Annotated in this window: 21 protein-coding genes and 2 tRNA genes; 5 read left to right on the top strand and 18 right to left on the bottom strand. The window is 51.0% G+C overall.

What is annotated here, in order from left to right:
* Window positions 1–78: 78 nt before the first annotated feature.
* The 8 genes from pnp to C1P89_RS22730 form a co-directional block, all read right to left on the bottom strand.
* Window positions 79–2,214, bottom strand: coding sequence for a polyribonucleotide nucleotidyltransferase (gene pnp, locus C1P89_RS22765; RefSeq protein ID WP_001298740.1), 2,136 nt, complete (start codon window positions 2,212–2,214; stop codon window positions 79–81).
* Between the two features lie 246 nt (window positions 2,215–2,460).
* Window positions 2,461–2,730 carry a 30S ribosomal protein S15 gene (gene rpsO / locus C1P89_RS22760; protein WP_000059466.1) on the bottom strand — a complete coding sequence of 90 codons (270 nt, stop codon included), beginning with the start codon at window positions 2,728–2,730 and terminating at the stop codon, window positions 2,461–2,463.
* Window positions 2,731–2,878: 148 nt separating this feature from the next.
* Window positions 2,879–3,823 carry a tRNA pseudouridine(55) synthase TruB gene (gene truB, locus C1P89_RS22755; protein WP_000089698.1) on the bottom strand — a complete coding sequence of 315 codons (945 nt, stop codon included), beginning with the start codon at window positions 3,821–3,823 and terminating at the stop codon, window positions 2,879–2,881.
* Window positions 3,823–4,224: a 30S ribosome-binding factor RbfA gene (rbfA, locus tag C1P89_RS22750; protein ID WP_001040205.1), complete on the bottom strand. Its 402-nt coding sequence runs from the start codon at window positions 4,222–4,224 to the stop codon at window positions 3,823–3,825. Before rbfA ends, truB begins: the two co-directional genes overlap by 1 nt.
* 163 nt (window positions 4,225–4,387) lie before the next feature.
* Window positions 4,388–7,060: a translation initiation factor IF-2 gene (gene infB, locus C1P89_RS22745; protein ID WP_000133038.1), complete on the bottom strand. Its 2,673-nt coding sequence runs from the start codon at window positions 7,058–7,060 to the stop codon at window positions 4,388–4,390.
* A 24-nt stretch (window positions 7,061–7,084) separates the two neighbouring features.
* Window positions 7,085–8,572 carry a transcription termination factor NusA gene (gene nusA / locus C1P89_RS22740; RefSeq protein WP_001031057.1) on the bottom strand — a complete coding sequence of 496 codons (1,488 nt, stop codon included), beginning with the start codon at window positions 8,570–8,572 and terminating at the stop codon, window positions 7,085–7,087.
* A gap of 27 nt (window positions 8,573–8,599) precedes the next feature.
* Window positions 8,600–9,052, bottom strand: a complete 453-nt coding sequence (gene rimP, locus C1P89_RS22735) for a ribosome maturation factor RimP (protein ID WP_001300397.1) — start codon at window positions 9,050–9,052, stop codon at window positions 8,600–8,602.
* A gap of 206 nt (window positions 9,053–9,258) precedes the next feature.
* A tRNA-Met gene (locus C1P89_RS22730) sits at window positions 9,259–9,335 on the bottom strand.
* A gap of 305 nt (window positions 9,336–9,640) precedes the next feature.
* On the opposite strand from C1P89_RS22730, the gene istA reads away from it, so the two are divergent.
* The 3 genes from istA to argG all read left to right on the top strand — a co-directional run bounded on the left by istA (window position 9,641) and on the right by argG (window position 13,160).
* Window positions 9,641–10,813: an IS21-like element IS21 family transposase gene (gene istA / locus C1P89_RS22725; RefSeq protein ID WP_000952382.1), complete on the top strand. Its 1,173-nt coding sequence runs from the start codon at window positions 9,641–9,643 to the stop codon at window positions 10,811–10,813.
* Window positions 10,813–11,610, top strand: a complete 798-nt coding sequence (istB, locus tag C1P89_RS22720; RefSeq protein ID WP_000544828.1) for an IS21-like element IS21 family helper ATPase IstB — start codon at window positions 10,813–10,815, stop codon at window positions 11,608–11,610. The genes istA and istB overlap by 1 nt, the downstream gene beginning before the upstream one ends.
* 206 nt (window positions 11,611–11,816) lie before the next feature.
* Window positions 11,817–13,160, top strand: coding sequence for an argininosuccinate synthase (argG, locus tag C1P89_RS22715; RefSeq protein ID WP_000207683.1), 1,344 nt, complete (start codon window positions 11,817–11,819; stop codon window positions 13,158–13,160).
* Between the two features lie 7 nt (window positions 13,161–13,167).
* Here the strand turns inward: argG and C1P89_RS22710 are convergent, their stop codons facing one another.
* The 7 genes from C1P89_RS22710 to rlmE all read right to left on the bottom strand — a co-directional run bounded on the left by C1P89_RS22710 (window position 13,168) and on the right by rlmE (window position 20,844).
* A complete protein-coding gene (locus C1P89_RS22710; RefSeq protein ID WP_014334070.1) occupies window positions 13,168–14,793 on the bottom strand; it encodes a phosphoethanolamine transferase family protein in 1,626 nt (541 codons plus the stop codon).
* 458 nt (window positions 14,794–15,251) lie between these two features.
* Window positions 15,252–15,338, bottom strand: a tRNA-Leu gene (locus tag C1P89_RS22705).
* Window positions 15,339–15,352: 14 nt separating this feature from the next.
* On the bottom strand, window positions 15,353–15,685 hold the full coding sequence (gene secG, locus C1P89_RS22700) for a preprotein translocase subunit SecG (protein WP_001295556.1): 333 nt from the start codon (window positions 15,683–15,685) through the stop codon (window positions 15,353–15,355).
* A 227-nt stretch (window positions 15,686–15,912) separates the two neighbouring features.
* Window positions 15,913–17,250 carry a phosphoglucosamine mutase gene (gene glmM, locus C1P89_RS22695; protein ID WP_000071137.1) on the bottom strand — a complete coding sequence of 446 codons (1,338 nt, stop codon included), beginning with the start codon at window positions 17,248–17,250 and terminating at the stop codon, window positions 15,913–15,915.
* Entirely contained in the window at window positions 17,243–18,091 is an 849-nt protein-coding gene (gene folP / locus C1P89_RS22690; RefSeq protein WP_000764731.1) for a dihydropteroate synthase, read from the bottom strand. The genes glmM and folP overlap by 8 nt, the downstream gene beginning before the upstream one ends.
* A gap of 89 nt (window positions 18,092–18,180) precedes the next feature.
* Window positions 18,181–20,115 carry an ATP-dependent zinc metalloprotease FtsH gene (gene ftsH, locus C1P89_RS22685; protein WP_001107467.1) on the bottom strand — a complete coding sequence of 645 codons (1,935 nt, stop codon included), beginning with the start codon at window positions 20,113–20,115 and terminating at the stop codon, window positions 18,181–18,183.
* A 99-nt stretch (window positions 20,116–20,214) separates the two neighbouring features.
* Window positions 20,215–20,844, bottom strand: coding sequence for a 23S rRNA (uridine(2552)-2'-O)-methyltransferase RlmE (rlmE, locus tag C1P89_RS22680; protein WP_000145975.1), 630 nt, complete (start codon window positions 20,842–20,844; stop codon window positions 20,215–20,217).
* Window positions 20,845–20,969: 125 nt separating this feature from the next.
* On the opposite strand from rlmE, the gene yhbY reads away from it, so the two are divergent.
* On the top strand, window positions 20,970–21,263 hold the full coding sequence (yhbY, locus tag C1P89_RS22675) for a ribosome assembly RNA-binding protein YhbY (protein WP_001054420.1): 294 nt from the start codon (window positions 20,970–20,972) through the stop codon (window positions 21,261–21,263).
* A 155-nt stretch (window positions 21,264–21,418) separates the two neighbouring features.
* Here yhbY and greA read toward each other — a convergent pair whose 3' ends face one another.
* Entirely contained in the window at window positions 21,419–21,895 is a 477-nt protein-coding gene (gene greA / locus C1P89_RS22670; RefSeq protein WP_001148001.1) for a transcription elongation factor GreA, read from the bottom strand.
* 247 nt (window positions 21,896–22,142) lie between these two features.
* Between greA and dacB the strand changes: the two genes are divergently transcribed.
* Window positions 22,143–23,576 carry a serine-type D-Ala-D-Ala carboxypeptidase gene (gene dacB, locus C1P89_RS22665; protein WP_001212623.1) on the top strand — a complete coding sequence of 478 codons (1,434 nt, stop codon included), beginning with the start codon at window positions 22,143–22,145 and terminating at the stop codon, window positions 23,574–23,576.
* A gap of 185 nt (window positions 23,577–23,761) precedes the next feature.
* Here the strand turns inward: dacB and cgtA are convergent, their stop codons facing one another.
* A complete protein-coding gene (gene cgtA, locus C1P89_RS22660; RefSeq protein WP_000673565.1) occupies window positions 23,762–24,934 on the bottom strand; it encodes an Obg family GTPase CgtA in 1,173 nt (390 codons plus the stop codon).
* Window positions 24,935–24,949: 15 nt separating this feature from the next.
* Window positions 24,950–25,915, bottom strand: a complete 966-nt coding sequence (locus C1P89_RS22655; RefSeq protein WP_000813037.1) for a DMT family transporter — start codon at window positions 25,913–25,915, stop codon at window positions 24,950–24,952.
* Between the last annotated feature and the right edge of the window lie 106 nt (window positions 25,916–26,021).

Below are 26,021 nucleotides of genomic sequence, written 5' to 3'. Positions count from 1 at the left end.
ACGTCCTGTTCCCGGTTGCTAACAAGGCGTCCTGCCCGGTTAAAAGCCCCCCGCCGCAGCGGAGGGCAAATGGCAACCTTACTCGCCCTGTTCAGCAGCCGGAGCTTCCGGTGCTGCAGCAGGTTGAGACTGCTCAGTCGCTTCTTTAATGCTCAGACGGATACGGCCCTGGCGATCAACTTCTAGAACTTTCACCGGTACTTCCTGACCCATCTGCAGGTAATCGGTCACTTTCTCAACGCGTTTGTCAGCGATTTGAGAGATGTGGACCAGACCTTCTTTACCGCCGCCGATGGCAACAAATGCGCCAAAGTCAACGATACGGGTCACTTTACCAGTGTAGACGCGGCCCACTTCGATTTCTGCAGTGATCTCTTCGATACGACGAATAGCATGTTTCGCTTTCTCGCCGTCGGTCGCTGCGATCTTCACAGTACCGTCATCTTCGATTTCGATGGTAGTGCCAGTTTCTTCGGTCAGGGCACGGATAACAGAGCCGCCTTTACCGATAACGTCTTTGATCTTATCCGGGTTGATCTTGATGGTATGGATACGCGGTGCGAACTCAGAGATATCGCCACGCGGCGCGTTGATCGCCTGTTCCATTACGCCCAGGATATGCAGACGCGCACCTTTAGCCTGGTTCAGCGCAACCTGCATGATCTCTTTGGTGATACCTTCAATTTTGATATCCATCTGCAGTGCAGAGATACCGTCGCGGGAACCTGCAACTTTGAAGTCCATATCGCCCAGGTGATCTTCGTCGCCCAAAATGTCAGACAGTACAACGTAGTTGTCGCCTTCTTTCACCAGACCCATTGCGATACCCGCAACGGCAGCTTTGATTGGCACACCTGCGTCCATCAGCGCCAGAGACGCGCCGCACACGGAAGCCATAGAAGAAGAACCGTTGGATTCGGTGATTTCAGACACTACACGTACGGTGTACGGGAATTTGTCCATATCCGGCATGACTGCCAGCACGCCGCGCTTCGCCAGACGACCGTGACCAATTTCACGACGCTTCGGAGAACCGACCATGCCGGTTTCGCCTACGGAGTACGGAGGGAAGTTGTAGTGGAACAGGAAGGTATCGGTACGTTCGCCCATCAGTTCATCAAGAACCTGCGCGTCACGAGCGGTACCCAGCGTTGCAGTAACCAGTGCCTGCGTTTCACCGCGGGTGAACAGCGCAGAACCGTGAGTACGCGGCAGCACGCCAGTACGCACATCCAGACCACGGATCATATCTTTTTCACGACCGTCGATACGCGGTTCGCCTGCCAGTACGCGGCTACGAACAACGTTTTTCTCGATAGCGTGCAGAATTTCACCCAGTTCGTTTTCGTCCAGGGTTTCGTCTTCAGCAAGCAGCGTCGCGATGGTTTCAGATTTGATGACATCAACCTGCGCATAACGCTCTTGTTTGTCGGTGATGCGGTAAGCATCACTCAGACGAGCTTCAGCCAGTGCAGCAACGCGCGCGTTCAGCGCTTCGTTTACCGGCTCCGGCTGCCAGTCCCAACGCGGTTTACCGGCTTCTTTCACTAGTTCATTGATGTTCTGAATAACAACCTGCTGTTGTTCATGACCGAACACTACTGCGCCCAGCATCTGATCTTCGCTCAGCAGTTCAGCTTCAGATTCAACCATCAGTACAGCGGCTTCAGTACCGGCAACAACCAGATCCAGTTTGCTCTCTTTCAGCTCGTCCTGAGTCGGGTTCAGTACGTACTGGTCATTGATGTAACCTACGCGGGCAGCACCAATCGGGCCATTGAACGGAATACCAGACAGAGACAGTGCTGCGGAAGCACCAATCATCGCGACGATATCCGGGTTAACCTGCGGGTTAACAGAAACCACGGTGGCGATAACCTGAACTTCGTTGACGAAGCCTTCCGGGAACAGCGGGCGAATCGGGCGGTCAATCAGACGCGCGATCAGGGTTTCGCCTTCGCTTGGACGACCTTCACGACGGAAGAAGCTACCCGGGATACGACCAGCAGCGTAGGTACGCTCCTGATAGTTAACGGTCAGTGGGAAGAAGTCCTGACCTGGTTTGGCTTTTTTCTGTCCAACAACGGTAACGAATACCGCGGTGTCATCCATGCTAACCATAACAGCGGCAGTAGCCTGACGAGCCATCATGCCGGTTTCCAGAGTCACGGTGTGTTGGCCGTACTGGAATTTACGAACGATCGGATTAAGCAATGTAATATCCTTTCTCTTTCTTAGACAGTACCTTACGGCACTGGTGTTAATACCCGATCTTCTGCGCATCCTCGCGACTAATGACAACCCTAACCCAGCTCTATGTGGGTAAAGCCTCTCATTAGCCGCGCGAACCTCTGCAACGGAAGATCATTCATAGCAACAATACATTAGTTTCCAGTGAATTGCTGCCGTCAGCTTGAAAAAAGGGGCCACTCAGGCCCCCTTTTCTGAAACTCGCAAGAATTAGCGACGCAGACCCAGGCGCTCGATGAGCTGGGTGTAACGTGCTACGTCTTTACGTTTCAGGTAGTCGAGCAGTTTACGACGCTGAGAAACCATGCGCAGCAGACCACGACGGCTGTGGTGATCTTTTTTGTGCTCTGCAAAGTGGCCCTGCAGGTGGTTGATCTGTGCAGTCAGCAGTGCTACCTGAACTTCGGTAGAACCGGTGTCGTTTGCGTCACGACCAAACTCAGAAACGATTTTAGCTGTTGCTTCAGTACTTAGAGACATTTTAAAACTCCAAAGTATATAGAATGAAAGGACGCCGATCTCTAATTCAGCGATCCCAGTGTACGTTACGCAAAGTGTTAAACAATTTACGCGACGTTAAGCGGCAGTATTCTACTCGTAGCGACCTGTTATCGCAAGACGGTTAACATTACGCCGGGTATTCAACCACCAGGCGACGAGGCGCGACGCGGCCTTCATCGTCAATTTCGCCCATACCGATAAACTTGCCGTTCTCACCTTCTGTAACGCGAACCAGTCCTTCCAGCGGCGCACCGGATGTACGAACTGGGTTACCATTTTTGAAGTAAACAGAAGACGTTAACGGAAGATTCACCACCGGGTAGTCCGAAGCTGGACTGTCCATTGGCATCAGTAATGGATCAAGTAACTCCGCAGCCGGAATATCCTGCTGTTCGGCTTGTTCGACCAGTTCACGCAGATGTTCCAGGGTCACCATCCGTTCAACCGGATATTTACTTACCGCCAGACGACGCAGGTAAATAACATGCGCGCCACAACCGAGTTTTTCACCCAGGTCATCAATGATGGTGCGGATATAAGTGCCTTTTGAGCAGTGAATTTCCAGCTCCAGCTCATTGCCTTCGTGGCGAATAAACAGCAATTCATAAACGGTAATCGGGCGCGCTTCACGCGGTACTTCAATGCCCTGACGCGCATATTCGTACAGTTTTTTACCCTGATATTTCAGTGCTGAATACATCGAAGGGATCTGTTCGATATCGCCACGGAAAGTATCCAGCGCCGCCGCCAGTTGCTCTGCGCTAAAGGTTACCGGACGTTCTTCAACGATTTGTCCGTCGGCATCAGAAGTATCGGTACGCTGTCCAAGACGCGCAATGACCCGATAGCGTTTGTCGGAGTCCAGCAGATACTGGGAAAACTTCGTCGCTTCCCCGAGGCAAATTGGCAACATGCCTGTTGCCAGCGGGTCCAGCGCACCGGTATGCCCGGCACGGTTGGCGTTATAAATCCGTTTCACTTTTTGCAGCGCATCATTGCTGGACATACCCTGCGGTTTATCCAGCAACAAAACGCCGTTAATGTCGCGACCGCGACGACGAGGACGACTCATTAGTCCTCCTTGCTGTCGTCCGGGTTAACACGACGTTCTTCGTCATGTTTGACCACGCTGGTCACCAGGTTTGACATGCGCATCCCTTCAACCAGAGAGTTGTCGTAGAAGAAGGTCAGTTCCGGCACGATACGCAGGCGCATCGCTTTCCCCAGCAGGCTGCGGATGAAACCAGAAGCTTCTTGCAACGCTTTGATGCCCGCTTTAACCGCGTCTTCATCTTTGTCGTTGAGGAACGTCACATATACTTTGGCATACGCCAGGTCGCGAGACATTTCGACACCGGAAACGGTGGTCATCATGCCCAGGCGAGGATCTTTAATTTCACGCTGCAGGATGAGAGCGATCTCTTTTTGCATTTCCTGCGCTACGCGCTGCGGGCGACCAAATTCTTTCGCCATAATAAATTCTCCTGACAAAAAAGGGGCTGTTAGCCCCTTTTTAAAATTAATTTCAGGTGGAAGGGCTGTTCACGTTGGCCTGATAAGACGCGCCAGCGTCACATCAGGCAATCCATGCCGGATGCGGCGTAAACGCCTTATCCCGCATGGAACCCTAAAAACCTTAAGCGATGGTACGTTGGATCTCAATGATTTCGAATACTTCGATCACATCGCCAGTGCGGACGTCGTTGTAGTTCTTAACGCCGATACCACATTCCATACCGTTACGGACTTCGTTAACGTCATCTTTGAAGCGGCGCAGGGACTCCAGCTCGCCTTCGTAGATAACCACGTTGTCACGCAGAACGCGGATCGGGTTGTGACGTTTAACCACACCTTCGGTAACCATACAGCCTGCGATGGCACCAAATTTCGGCGATTTGAACACGTCACGAACTTCCGCCAGACCGATAATCTGCTGTTTCAGTTCCGGAGACAGCATACCGCTCATCGCCGCTTTCACTTCGTCAATCAGGTTATAGATGACGGAGTAGTAACGCAGATCCAAGCTTTCCGCTTCAATCACTTTACGTGCAGAGGCATCAGCACGTACGTTGAAGCCAACCAGGATGGCGTTGGACGCCGCAGCCAGGGTGGCGTCGGTTTCGGTGATACCACCTACGCCAGAACCGATGATCTTCACTTTAACTTCGTCAGTAGACAGTTTCAGCAAGGAGTCGGAGATCGCTTCCACAGAACCCTGTACGTCTGCCTTCAGGACGATGTTCACTTCGTGAACTTCGCCTTCGGTCATGTTGGCGAACATGTTCTCGAGTTTAGATTTCTGCTGACGCGCCAGTTTAACTTCGCGGAATTTACCCTGACGATACAGTGCAACTTCACGCGCTTTCTTCTCGTCACGTACAACGGTAACTTCATCACCCGCAGCCGGTACGCCGGACAGGCCGAGGATTTCCACCGGAATGGACGGACCCGCTTCCAGCACTTCCTGACCCAGTTCGTTACGCATCGCACGAACACGACCGTATTCGAAGCCACACAGAACGATATCGCCCTTGTGCAGAGTACCTTCACGTACCAGAACGGTAGCAACCGGACCACGACCTTTATCGAGGAAGGATTCGATAACCGCACCGCTCGCCATACCTTTACGTACCGCTTTCAGCTCCAGAACTTCCGCCTGCAGCAGGATAGCGTCCAGCAGTTCATCGATGCCGGTACCCGCTTTCGCAGATACGTGTACGAACTGGCTTTCACCGCCCCACTCTTCCGGCAGGATGCCATACTGGGAGAGTTCGTTCTTAACACGATCCGGATCGGCTTCTGGTTTATCAATCTTGTTCACTGCAACCACCACCGGTACCTGCGCCGCTTTCGCGTGCTGGATTGCTTCGATGGTCTGCGGCATCACGCCGTCGTCGGCAGCAACAACCAGGACTACGATGTCCGTTGCCTGCGCACCACGTGCACGCATTGAAGTAAACGCGGCGTGCCCCGGGGTGTCCAGGAAGGTGATCATGCCGTTTTCAGTTTCAACGTGGTATGCACCAATGTGCTGGGTAATGCCGCCCGCTTCGCCAGAGGCAACTTTCGTTGAACGAATGTAGTCCAGCAGAGAGGTTTTACCGTGGTCAACGTGACCCATGATGGTCACAACCGGCGCGCGCGGTTCAGCCGCAGCACCCGTGTCACGGTCGCTCATTACCGCCTCTTCCAGCTCGTTTTCACGACGCAGGATAACTTTGTGGCCCATCTCTTCAGCAACCAGCTGTGCGGTTTCCTGATCGATAACCTGGTTGATGGTTGCCATTGCGCCCAGTTTCATCATCGCTTTGATGACCTGAGAGCCTTTAACCGCCATCTTGTTCGCCAGTTCGCCAACGGTGATGGTTTCGCCGATCACAACGTCACGGTTAACGGCCTGAGCTGGCTTCTGGAAGCCTTGCTGCAGGGAAGAACCTTTACGTTTTCCGCCTTTACCGCCACGTACTGCTGCGCGTGCTTCTTCACGATCAGCTTTTGATTCAGCGTGTTTGTTGCCTTTCTTCGGACGCGCTGCTTTCGCGTTACGACCACGGCCACGACCGCCTTCGACTTCACGATCGCTTTCGTCTTCTGCCTGGCGAGCATGTTGAGAAGTAGTGACGTGATAATCGCTGGAATCTTCAGTCGGTTCCGCGTTATCAGTCCATTTGTTTTCTTCCGCCATACGACGTGCTTCTTCAGCAACGCGACGTGCTTCTTCTTCGAGTTTACGATGCGCTTCTTCTTCGGCTTTACGCTTGAGCTCTGCAGCTTCCTGCTCACGGCGGGCTTTTTCAGCCTGGGCGTTTTTAGTCATATCGTCTTGTTGATTGCTCACTTTGTCTTTTTCCGCAGCTTCACGTTTCGCTTGTTCAGCAGCTTCACGCTTAGCTTGTTCTGCAGCCTCACGTTCAGCTTTTTGTTGCGCCTCGCGTTTAGCCGATTCTTCTGCCTCACGACGGGCTTGCTCTTCCGCTTCACGCTGCGCTTGCTCTTCCGCTGCAAGGCGTTCAGCCTCTTGCGGATCGCGTTTCACAAAGGTGCGTTTCTTGCGGACTTCGATTTGTACCGATTTGCTTTTTCCACCGGTACCAGGAATGTTAAGGGTGCTGCGTGTTTTACGTTGCAGCGTCAATTTGTCCGGGCCTGAATTTTTCTGATTCAGGTGGTCAATCAAAGTCTGTTTCTCTTGTGCAGACACAGAGTCGTCAGCAGACTTCCGGATACCTGCATCAGCAAATTGCTGTACCAGGCGTTCCACGGAGGTCTGTCGCTCTGCGGCCAGCGTTTTAATCGTTACATCTGTCATGCTGTTCCTTCCTGCTACAGTTTATTACGCTTCGTCACCGAACCAGCAAATATTACGGGCAGCCATAATCAGTGCTCCGGCCTTTTCGTCGGTCAACCCTTCGATATCAGCCAGATCATCAATGCCCTGTTCGGCGAGATCTTCCAGCGTACAAACGCCACGGGCGGCCAGTTTGAATGCCAAATCACGATCTACCCCTTCAAGGTTCAGCAGATCGTCAGCCGGTTTGTTATCACCGAGGCTTTCTTCCTGGGCCTGTGCAATGGTGGCCAGTGCATTTTTAGCACGCTCGCGCAGTGCTTCAACGGTCGGCTCATCAAGGCCTTCGATTTCCAACAGCTCTTTCATCGGCACATAGGCCAGTTCTTCCAGCGTCGAGAAGCCTTCTTCTACCAGAACAGTCGCGAAGTCTTCGTCGATGTCGAGATATTTGGTGAAGGTGTCGATCGCTGCGTGCGCTTCCGCCTGATGCTTAGCCTGCAGGTCGTCAACGGTCATCACGTTGAGTTCCCAACCGCTCAGCTGCGAAGCCAGACGCACGTTCTGACCGTTACGGCCAATCGCCTGCGCCAGGTTACCGGCTTCAACGGCGATATCCATGGTGTGTTTATCTTCATCCACCACGATAGAAGCAACGTCTGCCGGTGCCATTGCGTTAATCACGAACTGCGCCGGGTTATCATCCCACAGGACGATATCGATACGCTCGCCACCCAGTTCAGTAGACACCGCCTGAACACGCGCGCCACGCATACCTACGCAAGCACCTACCGGATCGATACGTTTATCGTTGGTTTTCACCGCGATTTTCGCACGAGAACCCGGATCGCGAGCCGCTGCTTTAATTTCAATCACTTCTTCGCCGATTTCTGGCACTTCAATACGGAACAGTTCGATCAGCATTTCCGGCTTGGAACGAGTGACGAACAGTTGCGCGCCACGCGCTTCCGGGCGAACGGAATAAAGCACGCCACGAACGCGGTCGCCAGGGCGGAAGTTTTCACGCGGCAGCATATCTTCACGCAGGATCACGGCTTCAGCGTTGTTGCCCAGATCCAGAGAGATGTTGTCGCGGTTTACTTTTTTCACCACGCCGGTGATGATTTCACCTTCGTGTTCACGGAACTGATCAACCACCATCGCACGTTCGGCTTCACGCACTTTCTGCACGATAACCTGTTTTGCCGTCTGGGTAGTGATACGGTCAAAGGTAACAGACTCAATCTGATCTTCAACGTAATCGCCCAGGTTCAGGCTTTCATCTTCATAACGTGCGGCTTCAAGGGTGATTTCCTTGGTCGGCTGGGTGACTTCATCAACAACTAACCAGCGACGGAAGGTGTCAAAATCACCGCTTTTGCGATCGATCTGTACGCGGACGTCGATCTCTTGTTCATATTTTTTCTTTGTTGCTGTCGCCAGCGCGCTTTCCAATGCTTCGAAAATCTTCTCGCGAGGTAGCGCCTTTTCATTGGATACGGCTTCAACTACAGCCAAAATTTCTTTGTTCATCGCGGGCTTTTCACCTCATCCAGACTATTAAAAGTGGGGAACCAGGTTCGCCTTCTGGATATTACTCAGCGCGAACACTTCATCTTTACCTTCGACGGTAACTGTGATCATTTCACCGTCTACCGCTTTGATAACGCCCTGCCATTTACGACGGTTTTGTACCGCCATACGGAGAACCAGAGTCACCTCTTCTCCGACAAAACGGGCGTAGTGTTCAGCCGTGAACAGTGGGCGATCGAGACCCGGTGAGGAGACTTCCAGGTTATAAGCAACGGTGATGGGATCTTCAACATCCAGCACAGCACTTACCTGGTGGCTCACATCAGCACAATCATCAACATTGATGCCATCTTCACTATCAATATAGATGCGCAGTGTGGATGTGCGACCGCGAATAAATTCGATGCCAACCAGTTCAAAACCCAGGGCCTCAACTGGCGCAGTAATCATCTCTGTTAATTTTTGCTCTAATGTGGACAAGCCCACCCCCAAGACATAAAAAAAGGGCCTAAAGCCCAGTTATTCTGTAGTCAGATAACAAAAAACCCCGATAAATCGGGGCTTTATATAACTGAACCCTATAACCGCAACTGCGGTCTGGAGCACTTTCCAGAAGGATTTTTTCAAATCCCACTACGAAGGCCGAAGTCTTCACAGTATATTTGAAAAAGGACTCTAAGGGAAAGTGGTTGCGGGGGCCGGATTTGAACCGACGACCTTCGGGTTATGAGCCCGACGAGCTACCAGGCTGCTCCACCCCGCGCCTGAAACGTGGTAAATTCTACTCGTTTTGGGTAAAAAATGCAAATACTGCTGGGATTTGGTGTACCGAGACGGGACGTAAAATCTGCAGGCATTATAGTGATCCACGCCACATTTTGTCAACGTTTATTGCTAATCATGTGAATGAATATCCAGTTCACTTTCATTTGTTGAATACTTTTGCCTTCTCCTGCTCCCCCTTAAGTGTCAGCGCCAGTGATATAAGACGGTAATTCGCCATTTGGATTGTCCGCTCCACCCAACATGTTGTTTCCTTAAGGTTCTCACACCAGAAAGGACATCAACATGCTGAGCAGAGAGGACTTTTACATGATAAAGCAAATGCGCCAGCAGGGCGCGTACATCGTCGATATTGCGACTCAGATTGGTTGCTCTGAACGGACGGTCAGACGCTACCTCAAATACCCTGAACCGCCAGCCAGAAAGACCCGCCACAAAATGGTTAAGCTGAAACCGTTTATGGATTACATCGACATGCGCCTGGCAGAGAATGTCTGGAATAGCGAGGTTATCTTCGCGGAGATTAAGGCAATGGGTTATACGGGCGGACGTTCCATGCTGCGTTACTACATCCAGCCCAAACGTAAAATGCGTCCGTCAAAAAGAACAGTTCGCTTCGAAACTCAGCCTGGATACCAGCTCCAGCATGACTGGGGCGAAGTTGAGGTGGAGGTTGCCGGGCAACGGTGCAAAGTTAACTTTGCGGTTAATACGCTGGGGTTCTCCCGCAGCTTCCATGTCTTCGCCGCACCAAAACAGGATGCTGAGCATACCTACGAATCACTGGTTCGCGCCTTCCGCTACTTCGGTGGTTGTGTGAAAACGGTGCTGGTTGATAACCAGAAGGCTGCGGTGCTGAAGAATAACAACGGGAAAGTCGTGTTCAACTCCGGATTCCTGTTGCTGGCTGACCACTATAACTTCCTGCCACGGGCATGCCGTCCACGCAGGGCCAGAACAAAAGGTAAGGTTGAGCGGATGGTGAAATACCTCAAGGAGAACTTCTTCGTCCGGTACCGCAGGTTCGACAGCTTCACTCATGTCAATCAACAACTGGAGCAATGGATAGCCGATGTGGCTGACAAACGGGAGCTTCGCCAGTTCAAAGAAACGCCGGAACAGCGCTTCGCGCTGGAGCAGGAACATCTGCAGCCGTTACCGGATACAGACTTCGATACCAGTTACTTCGATATCCGCCATGTGTCCTGGGACAGCTATATCGAGGTTGGTGGTAATCGTTACAGCGTTCCCGAAGCGCTGTGTGGTCAGCCGGTATCGATACGAATATCGCTGGATGACGAGTTGCGGATCTACAGTAATGAGAAACTGGTGGCCTCACATCGCCTCTGTTCAGCATCGTCTGGCTGGCAGACAGTGCCGGAGCATCACGCCCCGCTCTGGCAGCAGGTCAGTCAGGTGGAACATCGACCACTGAGTGCCTATGAGGAGCTGTTGTGATGCATGAACTGGAAGTCCTGCTGAGTCGCCTGAAAATGGAGCATCTGAGTTATCACGTTGAAAGCCTGCTGGAACAGGCAGCTAAAAAAGAGCTGAACTACCGGGAGTTCCTGTGCATGGCGCTACAGCAGGAATGGAACGGCAGGCATCAGCGCGGTATGGAGTCCAGGCTGAAGCAGGCTCGTCTGCCGTGGGTCAAAACGCTGGAGCAGTTCGACTTTACCTTCCAGCCGGGCATCGACCGTAAGGTTGTCCGGGAACTGGCTGGTCTGGCGTTCGTGGAGCGCAGCGAAAACGTGATCCTGCTGGGCCCTCCTGGTGTCGGAAAAACTCATCTGGCCATAGCTCTTGGCGTGAAAGCGGTGGATGCGGGACATCGGGTACTGTTTATGCCACTGGACAGACTGATCGCGACACTGATGAAAGCGAAACAGGAAAACCGGCTGGAGCGTCAGCTACAGCAACTGAGTTATGCCCGGGTGTTGATCCTGGATGAAATAGGCTATCTGCCGATGAACAGAGAGGAAGCCAGTCTGTTCTTCCGGCTACTGAACCGTCGATATGAAAAAGCGAGCATCATACTGACGTCAAACAAAGGGTTCGCAGACTGGGGAGAAATGTTCGGAGATCACGTACTGGCAACAGCGATCCTGGATCGGCTGCTACATCACTCAACCACGCTGAATATCAAAGGAGAGAGTTACCGGTTAAAAGAGAAACGTAAAGCTGGAGTGCTGACCAAAAACACAACGCCAATCAGTGATGATGAAATGGTGGAAAGCGGACAGCATCAGTAACGAAAGTATTTAGCGGGCATGAAAATGGCAAATAACGGTCAAACATCGTGGCGTTGACATAAGCGCATTATTTTACAAAAAACACACTAAACTCTTCCTGTCTCCGATAAAAGATGATTAAATGAAAACTCATTTATTTTGCATAAAAATTCAGTGAGAGCGGAAATCCAGGCTCATCATCAGTTAATTAAGCAGGGTGTTATTTTATGACGACGATTCTCAAGCATCTCCCGGTAGGTCAACGTATTGGTATCGCTTTTTCCGGCGGTCTGGACACCAGTGCCGCACTGCTGTGGATGCGACAAAAGGGAGCGGTTCCTTATGCATATACTGCAAACCTGGGCCAGCCAGACGAAGAGGATTATGATGCGATCCCTCGTCGTGCCATGGAATACGGCGCGGAGAACGCACGTCTGATCGACTGCCGCAAACAACTGGTGGCCGAAGGTATTGCCGCTATTCAGTGTGGCGCATTTCATAACACCACCGGCGGCCTGACCTATTTCAACACGACGCCGCTGGGCCGCGCCGTGACTGGTACCATGCTGGTTGCTGCGATGAAAGAAGATGGCGTGAATATCTGGGGTGACGGTAGCACCTATAAAGGAAACGATATCGAACGTTTCTATCGTTATGGTCTGCTGACCAATGCTGAACTGCAGATTTACAAACCGTGGCTTGATACTGACTTTATTGATGAACTGGGCGGCCGTCATGAGATGTCTGAATTTATGATTGCCTGCGGTTTCGACTACAAAATGTCTGTCGAAAAAGCCTACTCCACAGACTCCAACATGCTTGGTGCAACGCACGAAGCGAAGGATCTGGAATACCTCAACTCCAGCGTCAAAATCGTCAACCCAATTATGGGCGTGAAATTCTGGGATGAGAGCGTGAAGATCCCGGCAGAAGAAGTCACAGTACGCTTTGAGCAAGGTCATCCGGTAGCGCTGAACGGTAAAACCTTTAGCGACGACGTAGAAATGATGCTGGAAGCTAACCGCATCGGCGGTCGTCACGGCCTGGGCATGAGCGACCAGATTGAAAACCGTATCATCGAAGCGAAAAGCCGTGGTATTTACGAAGCTCCGGGGATGGCACTGCTACATATCGCTTATGAACGTCTGTTGACCGGTATTCACAACGAAGACACCATTGAGCAGTATCATGCACATGGTCGTCAGTTGGGCCGTCTGCTGTACCAGGGGCGTTGGTTTGATTCCCAGGCGCTGATGCTGCGTGACTCTCTGCAACGCTGGGTTGCCAGCCAGATCACTGGTGAAGTTACCCTGGAGCTGCGCCGTGGGAACGATTATTCAATCCTGAATACCGTCTCAGAGAACCTGACCTACAAGCCAGAGCGTCTGACGATGGAAAAAGGCGACTCGGTGTTCTCGCCAGATGATCGTATTGGTCAATTGACCATGCGTAACCTGGATATCACTGATACCCGAGAGAAACTTTTTGGTTATGCCAAAACTGGCCTGCTCTCCTCCTCTGCCACTTCAGGCGTGCCGCAGGTGGAGAATCTGGAAAACAAAGGCCAGTAATTCGACATCAACCCTGCCCTTCAGGGGTGGGGTTACCTTGCTTATCCTCTGTAAACTCCTTTCTGAGCATCACATAATCGAAAACATCATGGTTTGCATCCACAACCCGTGAGTCTCCTTTATAGTGTGCAATCACTTCCTCCAGCGTTTTCGGTTGTTCCGGCTTTGTTACCCCCATCCACGCATTAATAAGGTAATTATTGTAAGCTGTCGAAAAGATGTTGTTTTCCGTTGTACGATCCACGCCATCCCCAAGAACGGGGCTATACCAGATAAACATCGGGACATGATATGCCTGCTGGCTAGCCTCCCTGCCTCCATGAAAATAGACGTTCTTCTTCGTAGGGTCACGTTCCAGGCCGTGGTCGGCAAAATACATGACCGAGGCGCGGCGATCTTTTAATAATTCAAAAACCTGACCTAGCAAACTATCTGTGTAATGAATGGAGTTGTCATAGCAGGCATCCTGATCGTCCTGCGGTTGAAACACGGCGCTGGATTGCGGATAGGCGCTACAAGCCGGTTCATGGCTTCCATTTAAATGAAGAACAATCAGTTTCTTTTGCTGCGTATTTTGCTGTAATGCTTGCGATAAATGCGGCAACAACAATTCATCAAATCCTCTGACATAAACTGTTTCCATGGCGCGCATGGCGATACTGGTAACTGCTGTACCATTCTGCCGAAAAGCGGATTGCGAGCTTAGCCAGAAAGTCTGAAATCCTGCTTGATTAGCCATATTAATAATGTTGTCGGGGTAATTATGAATGTCATGACTCAAAACAGAATCAGCAGTTAAAGAAAGGGGAACCGACAGCGCAGTGTAAGGTGCGCCGCTTATTGATTGATTAAACAGTTTGATCTGTTTTCTTTGTGCTTCAACTTGCGGTGTCGTAGAGCGTGTATATCCATACAAAGACATATTGTCGACACGTACAGACTCCCCCACAATCAACACGTAGGTATCAATACCTGTATCCCTGACTGATAATTGAAAATACGGCACCGTGTTTGCAATTGAGAGTAATCTTTGATGCTCTTTCGCTGCTAAAGCAAAATAATTGAGATTGAAAAACGGCGTATAGGTAGCAAATCGCGACGCTAGTATATATGGACTGAATGCTTTTTTATTTTTTGCATCTTTATAAGCAAATTGACAAGCAGAAAATAAACTGCCCGAAATGACAATCAGCAATAATATTCCTGTCACTTTTTTTGTCGGCAAGGAAACATCATATTTTATTATTACTGCCAAAAAAAGAAGGGATAAAAAAGCAAAAGCACATAGATAAGGGATATACATCCCCAGCATTTTGACAACTTCATCCGGATCACTCTGCAGCACACTAATCGCAAATCCATCATTGAAAGTTGTACCAAAGGTACACCATGAATAGAGGCTAATACTCATGTCTGCCGCAGTCAGTAACACAAATGGTGCGGCAACAAGCAGGCGAAGCGGAAGGGATGATATACGTTTTACAACCAGGATGGTCAGGACGAAGAACAGCAATCGCTGAACCATATGCGCGCCGGAAGAGGCGACTAAGTTCGTAATACCAAAAACAATAACACAAAGATACAACAACCAATGAGATTTAAAACTTCTAGCAAATTTGTTGAATACTGTCATCCAGAAATCCAAGTTCACAACCAATATAAACAATTATCAACAATGTTCAATTTTATATCAGACATGTTTTTCAACTCTGATCCATATCAGACCGAAACACTGTTAGTTTTTTCTTTTTAAATGATGCGGCCATTGCGTTCTCAGTAATTAAATAACATTATCAATGCGTCTCTAAACATTACGCAGAACGTAGCCATCAGTAGTTATACTGACAGGAGCAGGATGGTTTATCGAGAAGTAAACATATCCGTATTCGTACCGGAACTGGAGTTGACACAATAAAGTGCCAATTATGTCAGCAGAAGGGAAAAGTTTATAACTAAGGCGTACCGGCACCATCGTTTCAAGGTACCAGCTACGAGTAAAGCAACTGGACGAGATACAGATACCTGACAACCATTCCTCAGACCAGGACCAAAACGAAAAAAGACGCTTTTCAGCGTCTCTTTTCTGGAATTTGGTACCGAGGACGGGACTTGAACCCGTAAGCCCTATTGGGCACTACCACCTCAAGGTAGCGTGTCTACCAATTCCACCACCTCGGCACGGATACTACTTTTTAGTTCGGGATATCGCTGGTCGGCTTAGCCGGAGCAGCTGGCTGAGTTTGTTCGGTTTTCGCCGGTGCACTCAGATTTTCCCATTCGCTACCTTTATTGGTTTTGTTGCTATTGATGTTACCCAGCACCAGACTGATGATGAAGAATAACGTTGCCAGCAGCGCCGTCATGCGGGTCATGAAGTTACCAGAACCACTTGAACCAAACAGCGTAGCGGAAGCGCCTGCTCCGAAGGAGGCTCCCATATCAGCGCCTTTACCTTGCTGCAGCATGATCAGACCAACAAGGCCAATTGCCACAATAAGGAAAACTACCAAAAGAGCTTCGTACATAATCAACCTGTTCCTTGCGGAGTTGCCGCGTACCAATGCTTCAACCAATAAAGCGGGAGTTTTTAATCTTTCCCACTGAAGTGGGTGTGAATACTAACCAAAGCGAATGACCTTCGCAAGGGCAATTTTATCGCATTGTATCAACTGCGGAAAAAAACAGCAAAACCGATGTGTTCGCTGAGAAAAAAGGCGACAATCGCCGCCTTTTTAGCCAGTTATTTACCGTTTTAAACGGCTTTTACTGCATCGGCGATACGGTGTGCAAATTCAGTTACCTGCGCTTCGTCTTCACCTTCTACCATCACGCGAATTAACGGTTCGGTGCCGGATTTACGCAACAGCACACGTCCACGGCTACCCAGCGCCGCTTCAACTTCGGCGGTCACAGCTTTAACTGACTCATGCTCAAGCGGATCGCCGCTACCTGCGGTGTAACGCACGTTAACCAGAATCTGCGGGAACATTTTCATGCCGCTGCAAAGGTCGTGCAGGCTCATATGGTTACGTGCCATCGCCGCCAGCACCTGCAAGCCAGCAACGATGCCGTCACCGGTAGTGGTTTTATCCAGCAGGATCACATGACCGGAATTCTCTGCACCGATACGCCAGCCTTTCTCCTGCATTTTTTCCAGTACGTAGCGGTCACCCACTTTCGCGCGCGCAAATGGAATTCCTAACTGTTTCAACGCCAGCTCAAGCCCCATGTTACTCATCAATGTACCCACAGCACCACCACGCAGCTGGCCCTGACGAAGACCTTCACGCGCGATGATATACATGATCTGATCACCATCGACTTTATTGCCTTCATGGTCAACCATAATCACGCGATCGCCGTCGCCGTCGAAGGCAATACCGAGATCCGCTTTTTCAGCCAGCACACGAGCCTGGAGCGCGCGAACGTCGGTAGCCCCCACTTCGGCATTGATGTTTACACCGTTCGGCTCACAACCGATAGCGATAACGTTCGCCCCCAGTTCACGCAGCACGTTCGGCGCGATGTGATAAGTCGCACCGTTTGCGCAATCCACCACAATCTTCAGTTCGCTGAGGCTAAGTTCGTTCGGGAACGTGGCTTTGCAAAACTCGATATAGCGACCCGCAGCATCAACGATACGGCTGGCTTTACCCAGTTCTGCCGAATCAACACAGCTGATCTCTTTTTCCATTTCCGCTTCGATGGCCTCTTCTACCGCATCCGGTAGTTTGGTGCCGTCGATAGAGAAAAATTTAATGCCATTATCGTAGAACGGGTTATGCGATGCAGATATCACAATTCCGGCCTCTGCGCGGAAGGTACGCGTCAGATAAGCCACGGCCGGTGTTGGCATCGGGCCAGTGAAGAGTGCGGAAAGGCCCGCTGCCGCCAGACCCGCTTCCAGTGCTGACTCCAGCATATAGCCAGAAATACGCGTGTCTTTACCAATAATGATCTTACGGGAGCCGTGGCGCGCCAGCACTTTACCCGCGGCCCAACCCAGCTTAAGCACAAAATCAGGTGTGATCGGCGCATCCCCTACACGACCACGAATCCCATCGGTACCGAAATATTTACGATTACTCATAGCGTTTGTTTTCCTTTGCAGACAGAGTGGCTTCCACCACCCGCATCGCTTCTACGGTTTCTTTGACGTCATGAACACGAATAATGTGCGCGCCTTGCATTGCGGCAATGACCGCACAGGCCAGACTACCGCTCAGGCGCTCGGACGGCCCCACGTTCAGCAGCTGCCCAATCATCGATTTTCGTGACATACCTACCAACAGCGGCAGGTTGAAATGGTGAAATTCAGCCAGGCGCGCCAGTAATGAATAGTTATGGGAGAGATTTTTACCGAAACCGAATCCGGGGTCGAGCAACAATTTCTCTTTTGCGATACCCGCCTGCTCGCAACGTGCTATTTGCTCAATAAAGTAGCGATTCACTTCTGCAAAGACATCGTCATACTTCGGAGCTTCCTGCATGGTTTTTGGATTTCCCTGCATATGCATCAGACAAACCGGTAAACCGGTTTCTGCAGCCGCCTCCAGAGCGCCAGGTTCGGAAAGGGAGCGGATATCGTTAATAATGTGAGCGCCAACTTTCGCTGACTCACGGATGACTTCTGGTTTGGATGTATCTACCGAGATCCAGACTTCGAAGCGTTGAGCAATTGCCTCAACCACAGGAATAACACGTTGCAACTCTTCTTCAACGCTAACTTCCGCCGCCCCTGGGCGCGTGGACTCGCCACCAACGTCAATGATCGTCGCGCCAGCGTTGATCATCAGATTCGCATGTTTCACCGCATCTATCAGCGAGTTATGCGTGCCACCATCCGAAAAGGAATCAGGCGTGACGTTGAGGATCCCCATTACGTGAGGATGGCTAAGGTCCAGTGAAGTGCCCTGGGCAAAGAGTTTCATGGTGTTATCCCTGGTATGAATTGATAAGAAAAAACCCCGGAGCACGCCCCGGGGTTTTCGGTACAAATACAGTCATCTGATGCGGGAACTTACTTGTCGCCTAACTGCTCTGACATGGTGTTACCCGGGTTCGGCGTACGCGGTTCATCAACCGGACGAGGAGCCTTTGGACTACCATTGTCGCCAGAATTGTTAGAAGCGCCTGGTTCTTCCCAGCCCGCTGGCGGACGTACATCGCGACGTGCCATCAGGTCATCAATCTGCGGTGCGTCGATAGTCTCATATTTCATGAGAGCATCTTTCATCGCATGCAGAATATCCATATTGTCGGTCAGAAGCTGACGCGCACGATTATAGTTACGCTCAATCAGTGCTTTCACTTCCTGGTCGATGATACGTGCAGTTTCATCGGACATATGTTTCGCTTTCGCTACGCTACGGCCGAGGAACACTTCACCTTCTTCTTCCGCGTACAGCAGTGGACCCAATTTCTCAGAGAAGCCCCACTGAGTCACCATGTTACGCGCCAGGTTGGTCGCAACTTTAATATCGTTGGACGCACCGGTAGAAACATGTTCCGGCCCGTAGATGATCTCTTCTGCCAGACGACCACCGTACAGCGTAGAAATCTGGCTTTCCAGTTTCTGACGGCTGGCGCTGATTGCGTCGCCCTCAGGCAAGAAGAAAGTCACACCCAGCGCACGACCGCGTGGGATAATCGTCACTTTGTGCACCGGATCGTGTTCCGGCACCAGGCGACCGATAATCGCATGACCCGCTTCGTGGTAAGCCGTCGATTCTTTCTGCGCTTCCGTCATCACCATGGAGCGACGTTCCGCACCCATCATGATTTTATCTTTCGCTTTCTCGAACTCAACCATCGACACAACGCGTTTGTTGCCACGAGCAGCGAACAGTGCCGCTTCGTTTACCAGGTTCGCCAGGTCAGCACCGGAGAAACCAGGAGTACCACGGGCAATGATTGCCGCGTCGATATCGGGTGCCAATGGTACGCGACGCATGTGAACTTTCAGGATCTGCTCACGACCGCGAACATCTGGCAAGCCAACCACAACCTGACGGTCGAAACGGCCAGGACGCAGCAGGGCCGGGTCAAGAACGTCCGGACGGTTAGTCGCGGCGATAACGATGATACCTTCGTTACCTTCGAAGCCATCCATCTCAACCAGCATCTGGTTCAGAGTCTGTTCACGTTCATCGTGACCACCGCCCAGACCAGCGCCACGCTGGCGGCCTACGGCGTCGATTTCATCGATAAAGATGATGCACGGTGCCGCTTTCTTCGCCTGTTCGAACATGTCACGAACACGGGATGCACCCACACCGACGAACATTTCTACGAAGTCAGAACCGGAGATAGTAAAGAACGGAACTTTCGCTTCGCCTGCAATCGCTTTCGCCAGCAGCGTTTTACCGGTACCCGGAGGACCGACCATCAGGACGCCTTTCGGGATCTTACCGCCGAGTTTCTGGAAGCGGCTCGGCTCGCGCAGATATTCAACCAGTTCAGCAACTTCTTCTTTTGCTTCGTCGCAGCCCGCAACGTCAGCAAAGGTCGTTTTGATCTGATCTTCCGTCAGCATGCGCGCTTTGCTCTTACCAAACGACATGGCACCTTTGCCACCGCCGCCCTGCATTTGACGCATGAAGAAGATCCACACACCAATCAGCAACAGCATCGGGAACCAGGAGATGAAGATAGAAGCCAGCAGGCTTGGTTCTTCAGGCGGTTCACCGACAACCTTGACGTTCTTGGTCAACAGGTTATCCAGTAATTTCGGATCCTGAACCGGAATGTAAGTGGTATAACGGTTACTATCTTTCTTGGTAACGTTGATTTCACGTCCGTTGATACGCGCTTCACGAACCTGGTCGTTATTGACCTCTTGTAGGAAGGTAGAGTAATCCACCTTACGGCCATTAGACTCGCTGGGCCCAAAGCTCTGGAATACTGACATCAGCACAACGGCAATGACCAGCCAGAGTATTAGGTTTTTCGCCATGTCACTCAAGGGATTAACCTCTTATTACAACTGTGTTAAAAACAGCGTCAGGATACTCTATATCCAGCATCTTTCAAACTTTCGTCTGAAATCTCCCGGTTAGGGTTTACGCCCGGTCGCTACAATATACACTTCCCGCGAACGTGCACGAGAAGAGTCCGGCTTACGAACTTTGACCTTCGTAAACAGGGAGCGAATTTCCCTTAGATACTCATCGAAACCTTCGCCCTGGAACACCTTCACTACAAAACTGCCACCTGGCGCTAATACATCACGACACATTTCTAGCGCCAGTTCCACCAGATACATGGCACGGGGGATATCCACCGCCGGTGTTCCGCTCATGTTTGGTGCCATATCGGACATGACAACCTGGACTTTGCTGTCGCCAACGCGCTCCAGCAGTGCTTTCATCACCAGTTCATCACGAAAATCGCCCTGAAGAAAGTCCACACCAACGATAGGATCCATAGGTAAAAGATCGCAAGCGATGATGCGGCCTTTGCCGCCAATTTGGGTGACCACATATTGTGACCAACCACCCGGAGCAGCACCAAGGTCGACAACCGTCATTCCCGGTTTAAAGAGTTTGTCACTTTGCTGTATTTCATCAAGTTTAAACCAGGCACGGGAACGTAACCCCTTTTTCTGTGCCTGTTGAACATATTTATCGCTAAAGTGTTCCTGAAGCCAGCGGCTGGAGCTGGCAGAACGCTTCTTACCTGTCATTTAACTTTCCCATGGGGATAACTCATCGTAACCAATTGCGTAAATTTTTACGCGCCTATTTGGTGATATATGGGAGATGGCGGTAGAATGACCCATTTTCAATCCCAACGTAAGCAAAAAATACGATGAATCTGAGTACTAAACAAAAACAGCACCTGAAAGGTCTGGCACATCCGCTCAAGCCAGTTGTTCTGCTTGGCAGTAATGGTTTGACCGAAGGGGTGCTGGCCGAGATTGAACAAGCGTTAGAGCACCATGAACTCATCAAGGTGAAAATCGCCACCGAAGATCGCGAAACAAAAACCTTGATCGTGGAAGCTATCGTGCGCGAAACCGGCGCCTGTAATGTACAGGTCATCGGTAAAACGCTGGTGCTTTATCGCCCAACTAAAGAACGTAAAATCTCGCTGCCACGCTAAGATTATCCTAAAGTTACACACATTTGCTGTGTAAAACGAGGGGTTTTCCGCAGGCAGGAGAGCAAAATGCCACGCTCTGTTCGTTGATAAAAGGCCGCATAGCGGCCTTTTTCCTTTCTTTACAATACATCAACATCTTGAGTATTGGGTAATTCTTACAGGTATTCCACCTTAATTACTTCAAATTCTACTTCGCCGCCCGGCGTTTTGATGACCACAACATCATCTTCTTCTTTGCCGATCAGGCCACGAGCAATAGGCGAGTTTACAGAAATCAGGTTTTGTTTAAAGTCAGCTTCGTCATCGCCAACGATGCGATAAGTCTGTTCTTCGTCAGAATCCAGATTCAGCACCGTTACGGTAGCACCAAAAATAACGCGCCCATTGTTAGGCATTTTGGTGACATCAATCACCTGCGCGTTTGACAGCTTGGCTTCGATGTCTTTGATACGGCCTTCGCAGAAGCCCTGCTGTTCACGAGCTGCGTGGTATTCGGCGTTTTCTTTCAGGTCGCCATGCTCACGCGCTTCCGCGATAGCAGCAATGATTTCAGGACGGCGCACAGATTTCAGAAAATCCAGCTCTTCGCGTAATTTTTCAGCGCCGCGTAAGGTCATCGGAATAGCTTGCATTTGTTATACCTCTTGAATATTCCTGATGGGGCAAGTCTTCACCCACCCCGGCTGTTCGGCCTGCCCGGCATAACTCCTCACCGGGACCAGAAGCAAAAAAATACCGACCCAGGTACAAGTCCCAGGTCAGCTACAATTCACATTTTGATAGTCATTTTACCCTGAAGTTCCCGAAGGGTCATCGTTTACTTTATAGGGCGTTGCGCCGTAGTATGACGGCTCGATTCCAGGTTGTTAGCGCGAGATTATGCGATTTTCCAGATTTATCATCGGATTGACCAGCTGTATAGCGTTCAGTGTTCAGGCCGCAAATGTTGATGAGTACATTACTCAACTCCCCGCTGGTGCCAACCTTGCCCTGATGGTGCAAAAAGTCGGCGCGTCGGCCCCCGCTATTGATTACCACAGTCAGCAGATGGCGCTGCCTGCCAGTACCCAGAAAGTGATTACTGCGCTGGCGGCGTTGATTCAACTCGGCCCCGATTTTCGTTTTACCACGACGCTTGAAACCAAAGGCAATGTGGAAAACGGCGTACTTAAGGGTGACTTAGTGGCGCGATTTGGTGCCGATCCGACGTTAAAACGTCAGGATATTCGCAATATGGTCGCGACTTTGAAAAAATCTGGCGTCAACCAAATCGATGGCAATGTGTTGATAGATACCTCCATTTTCGCCAGCCACGATAAAGCCCCCGGCTGGCCATGGAATGACATGACACAATGCTTTAGCGCTCCGCCTGCCGCCGCCATAGTTGACCGCAACTGTTTCTCCGTCTCGCTCTACAGTGCCCAAAAACCCGGTGATATGGCCTTTATACGCGTGGCATCTTATTACCCCGTTACGATGTTCAGCCAGGTACGCACCCTCCCCCGTGGTTCTGCCGAAGCGCAATACTGCGAACTGGATGTCGTACCAGGCGACCTGAACCGCTTTACGCTGACGGGATGCCTGCCACAACGTTCTGAGCCGCTCCCGTTGGCTTTTGCCGTGCAGGATGGAGCCAGTTATGCCGGTGCAATTCTGAAAGATGAGTTAAAACAGGCGGGTATCACCTGGAGCGGAACACTGCTGCGCCAGACTCAGGTTAACGAACCTGGAACGGTAGTTGCCAGTAAACAGTCGGCCCCGCTGCACGATCTGCTTAAGATTATGCTGAAAAAGTCGGATAACATGATCGCCGATACGGTTTTCCGCATGATAGGCCATGCGCGCTTCAATGTACCTGGTACATGGCGGGCCGGGTCGGACGCTGTGCGTCAGATCCTGCGCCAGCAAGCCGGTGTCGATATTGGAAACACCATTATTGCCGATGGTTCAGGGCTTTCGCGGCATAACCTGATTGCCCCCGCCACCATGATGCAGGTGCTGCAATACATTGCCCAACACGACAATGAACTTAACTTTATCTCCATGCTGCCGCTGGCGGGCTATGACGGCTCTTTGCAGTACCGTGCAGGTCTGCATCAGGCGGGCGTGGATGGAAAAGTCTCAGCGAAAACCGGTTCGTTGCAGGGGGTATATAACCTGGCGGGATTCATTACCACAGCGAGCGGGCAACGAATGGCGTTTGTGCAATATCTTTCTGGCTATGCAGTAGAACCTGCGGATCAGCGTAATCGCCGTATTCCGTTAGTGCGTTTTGAAAGCCGTTTGTATAAAGATATTTATCAGAACAATTAGTCAAAAAGAAACCCCGGCACATGGCCGGGGCTTCAGATTATTGACAAAGTGCGCTTTGTTTATGCCGGATGCGGCGTAAACGCCTTATCCGGCCTACAAAATCGTGCAAATTCAACATATTGCAATTCTCTTGTAGGCCTGATAAGCGTAGCGCATCAGGCTGATTTGGCGTTTATCATCAGTGATTAACGCTTGTAAATGAACTCAACGCCTTCTTCGTCGTCTTCGTCCCAGTCGTCATCCCAGTCTTCATCATCCTCTTCAGCAATCTCTTCAAGCTGCTGGCGATGATAATCGTCCCACATGAATTCGACTTTCTCTGGCTGTTTCGCTTCTTCAGCCTGCACGACCGGGTTTTCAAGGATAAAGGTCATCACATCCCAGCAGAGATCTTTCACGCCCAGTCCGCTCGCCGCAGAGATCAGATAATATTTATCTTCCCAGCCCAGCGCTTCAGCAATCGCTTTCGCTTTCTCTTCAGCTTCTGCCTTATCCAGCAGATCGATCTTATTGAACACTAACCAACGCGGTTTCGCCGCCAGATCCTGGCTGTATTTTTCCAGCTCGCTGATAATAATACGCGCGTTTTCAACCGGATCGGTGCCGTCAATCGGATCGATATCGATGAGGTGCAACAGGACGCGGCAACGTTCCAGGTGCTTCAGGAAGCGGATACCCAGACCTGCGCCTTCCGCAGCGCCTTCAATCAGTCCTGGAATATCGGCAACAACGAAGCTCTTTTCGTTGTCCATTCGTACCACACCCAGACTTGGCACCAGAGTGGTAAACGGATAATCCGCCACTTTCGGTTTAGCCGCCGATACCGCGCGAATAAAGGTCGATTTACCCGCGTTTGGCATCCCCAACATACCGACGTCAGCCAGCAGCATCAGCTCCAGCAGCAGCTCACGCTTATCACCCGGCGTACCGTTGGTTTTCTGCCGTGGTGTACGGTTAACGGACGATTTGAAACGGGTATTGCCCAGACCGTGCCAGCCGCCCTTAGCAACCAGCAGACGCTGACCGTGTTTAGTCATATCGCCCATGGTTTCACCAGTACCCTGGTCGATTACACGCGTACCTACCGGCACTTTAATCGTCACGTCTTTACCGCGCTTACCGGTACAATCGCGGCTTGCGCCGTTCTGACCGCGCTCTGCACGGAAAGATTTTTCAAAACGATAATCGATAAGCGTGTTCAGGTTTTCGTCGGCTTCCATCCATACGTCACCACCATCACCACCGTCGCCGCCATCCGGGCCGCCTTTCGGAATATACTTTTCGCGGCGGAAGCTCACGCAACCATTACCGCCATCACCTGCAACGACCAGAATCGATGCTTCATCAACAAACTTCATTTTATTCTCCATAAATCATTCGCCTGCGCGGGGTTGCGATACCACCGTTGTATGCTTACGTAATCCGCCCCAAATACGATGACCAATGGCGGAATACATCGCGCCCGCAACCACGACAAACGCACCGAGATAACCTAAAAGGTTTAACATCGGTCTGGCGAAGAAATCGGGCCAGGCCAGTGATAAAAGATCTGAAAAAAACAGCGTAAACAGTGGGGTGAGCGTGATGATCGCGCTCACCTGCGCTGCCTGCCAGCGAGCCATCGCTTCCGCCAGGGCGCCATATCCTACCAATGTATTCAGTCCGCAAAAAATTAAACATGCGAGCTGCCAGTGGCTAAGCTGCGCTATCACTCCAGGCTTTGCCAGAGGGAAGAGCGCAATTGTACATAAAGTGTACAGTAAAAACAGGATCTGCGGTGAGGCCAGCCGACGCAATAAAACCTTTTGCGCCACGCCATAACTCACCCAAACCGTCGCCGCACCGACCCCAAAGATAACTCCCCAGGTGTAATCGGTGAGCTTTGTAAATATCTCGACCAGACTGGTGTTAAAAAACATCACCAGGCCGCTCAGGAGCATCAATGCCCCTACAACCTGAGTGCTGCGCATTTTCTCTTTCAGGATAAATACGCTGGCAACCATCATGCCAACTGGCGAGAGTTGCCCAATCACCTGCGAAGCGGTCGGACTCAGGTATTGCAAGGATGAGCTGAACAGGATGAAGTTCCCAAACAGCCCGGCGGTCGCCACTGCCAACAAAATCAACCAGCGTGGCTTACGAAACACGCGTAATGGCGGCAACCTCTTCTTCACCGCAAGAATGGCACCAAGGCCAATACTCGCCATCAAGAAACGGTAAAACACGATTGTCGGAGGTTCCATCACCTCCAGCACCTGCTTCATTGCGATTGGCAACGCCCCCCAGCAAATTGCTGTGGTGAGCGCCAAAAGAATGCCAATGCCTGCCTGCTGCTTCATACCGTATTCCCTGCAAAGCGCATTTGCGGATTAACGTCGCACCATGCGCATTTTTACCGGTTATCGAATGTAAAAAGCCCCGCAACGTGTTGCGGGGCTTTCATCC

Origin of the sequence: Shigella sonnei (assembly GCF_002950395.1) — a bacterium.
Classification (GTDB): domain Bacteria; phylum Pseudomonadota; class Gammaproteobacteria; order Enterobacterales; family Enterobacteriaceae; genus ECMA0423.
The sequence above is the reverse complement of the archived record's forward strand: the minus strand, read 5'-3'. Positions and strand labels throughout refer to the sequence as shown.

Coding starts and splice junctions, on each gene's coding strand:
- rpsO (WP_000059466.1), bottom strand. CDS start 2,730: ATGTCTCTAAGTACTGAAGCAACAGCTAAAATCGTTTCTGAGTTTGGT.
- truB (WP_000089698.1), bottom strand. CDS start 3,823: ATGAGTCGTCCTCGTCGTCGCGGTCGCGACATTAACGGCGTTTTGTTG.
- rbfA (WP_001040205.1), bottom strand. CDS start 4,224: ATGGCGAAAGAATTTGGTCGCCCGCAGCGCGTAGCGCAGGAAATGCAA.
- infB (WP_000133038.1), bottom strand. CDS start 7,060: ATGACAGATGTAACGATTAAAACGCTGGCCGCAGAGCGACAGACCTCC.
- nusA (WP_001031057.1), bottom strand. CDS start 8,572: ATGAACAAAGAAATTTTGGCTGTAGTTGAAGCCGTATCCAATGAAAAG.
- istA (WP_000952382.1), top strand. CDS start 9,641: ATGCTGAGCAGAGAGGACTTTTACATGATAAAGCAAATGCGCCAGCAG.
- istB (WP_000544828.1), top strand. CDS start 10,813: ATGCATGAACTGGAAGTCCTGCTGAGTCGCCTGAAAATGGAGCATCTG.
- argG (WP_000207683.1), top strand. CDS start 11,817: ATGACGACGATTCTCAAGCATCTCCCGGTAGGTCAACGTATTGGTATC.
- C1P89_RS22710 (WP_014334070.1), bottom strand. CDS start 14,793: ATGACAGTATTCAACAAATTTGCTAGAAGTTTTAAATCTCATTGGTTG.
- secG (WP_001295556.1), bottom strand. CDS start 15,685: ATGTACGAAGCTCTTTTGGTAGTTTTCCTTATTGTGGCAATTGGCCTT.
- glmM (WP_000071137.1), bottom strand. CDS start 17,250: ATGAGTAATCGTAAATATTTCGGTACCGATGGGATTCGTGGTCGTGTA.
- folP (WP_000764731.1), bottom strand. CDS start 18,091: ATGAAACTCTTTGCCCAGGGCACTTCACTGGACCTTAGCCATCCTCAC.
- ftsH (WP_001107467.1), bottom strand. CDS start 20,115: ATGGCGAAAAACCTAATACTCTGGCTGGTCATTGCCGTTGTGCTGATG.
- rlmE (WP_000145975.1), bottom strand. CDS start 20,844: ATGACAGGTAAGAAGCGTTCTGCCAGCTCCAGCCGCTGGCTTCAGGAA.
- yhbY (WP_001054420.1), top strand. CDS start 20,970: ATGAATCTGAGTACTAAACAAAAACAGCACCTGAAAGGTCTGGCACAT.
- greA (WP_001148001.1), bottom strand. CDS start 21,895: ATGCAAGCTATTCCGATGACCTTACGCGGCGCTGAAAAATTACGCGAA.
- dacB (WP_001212623.1), top strand. CDS start 22,143: ATGCGATTTTCCAGATTTATCATCGGATTGACCAGCTGTATAGCGTTC.
- cgtA (WP_000673565.1), bottom strand. CDS start 24,934: ATGAAGTTTGTTGATGAAGCATCGATTCTGGTCGTTGCAGGTGATGGC.
- C1P89_RS22655 (WP_000813037.1), bottom strand. CDS start 25,915: ATGAAGCAGCAGGCAGGCATTGGCATTCTTTTGGCGCTCACCACAGCA.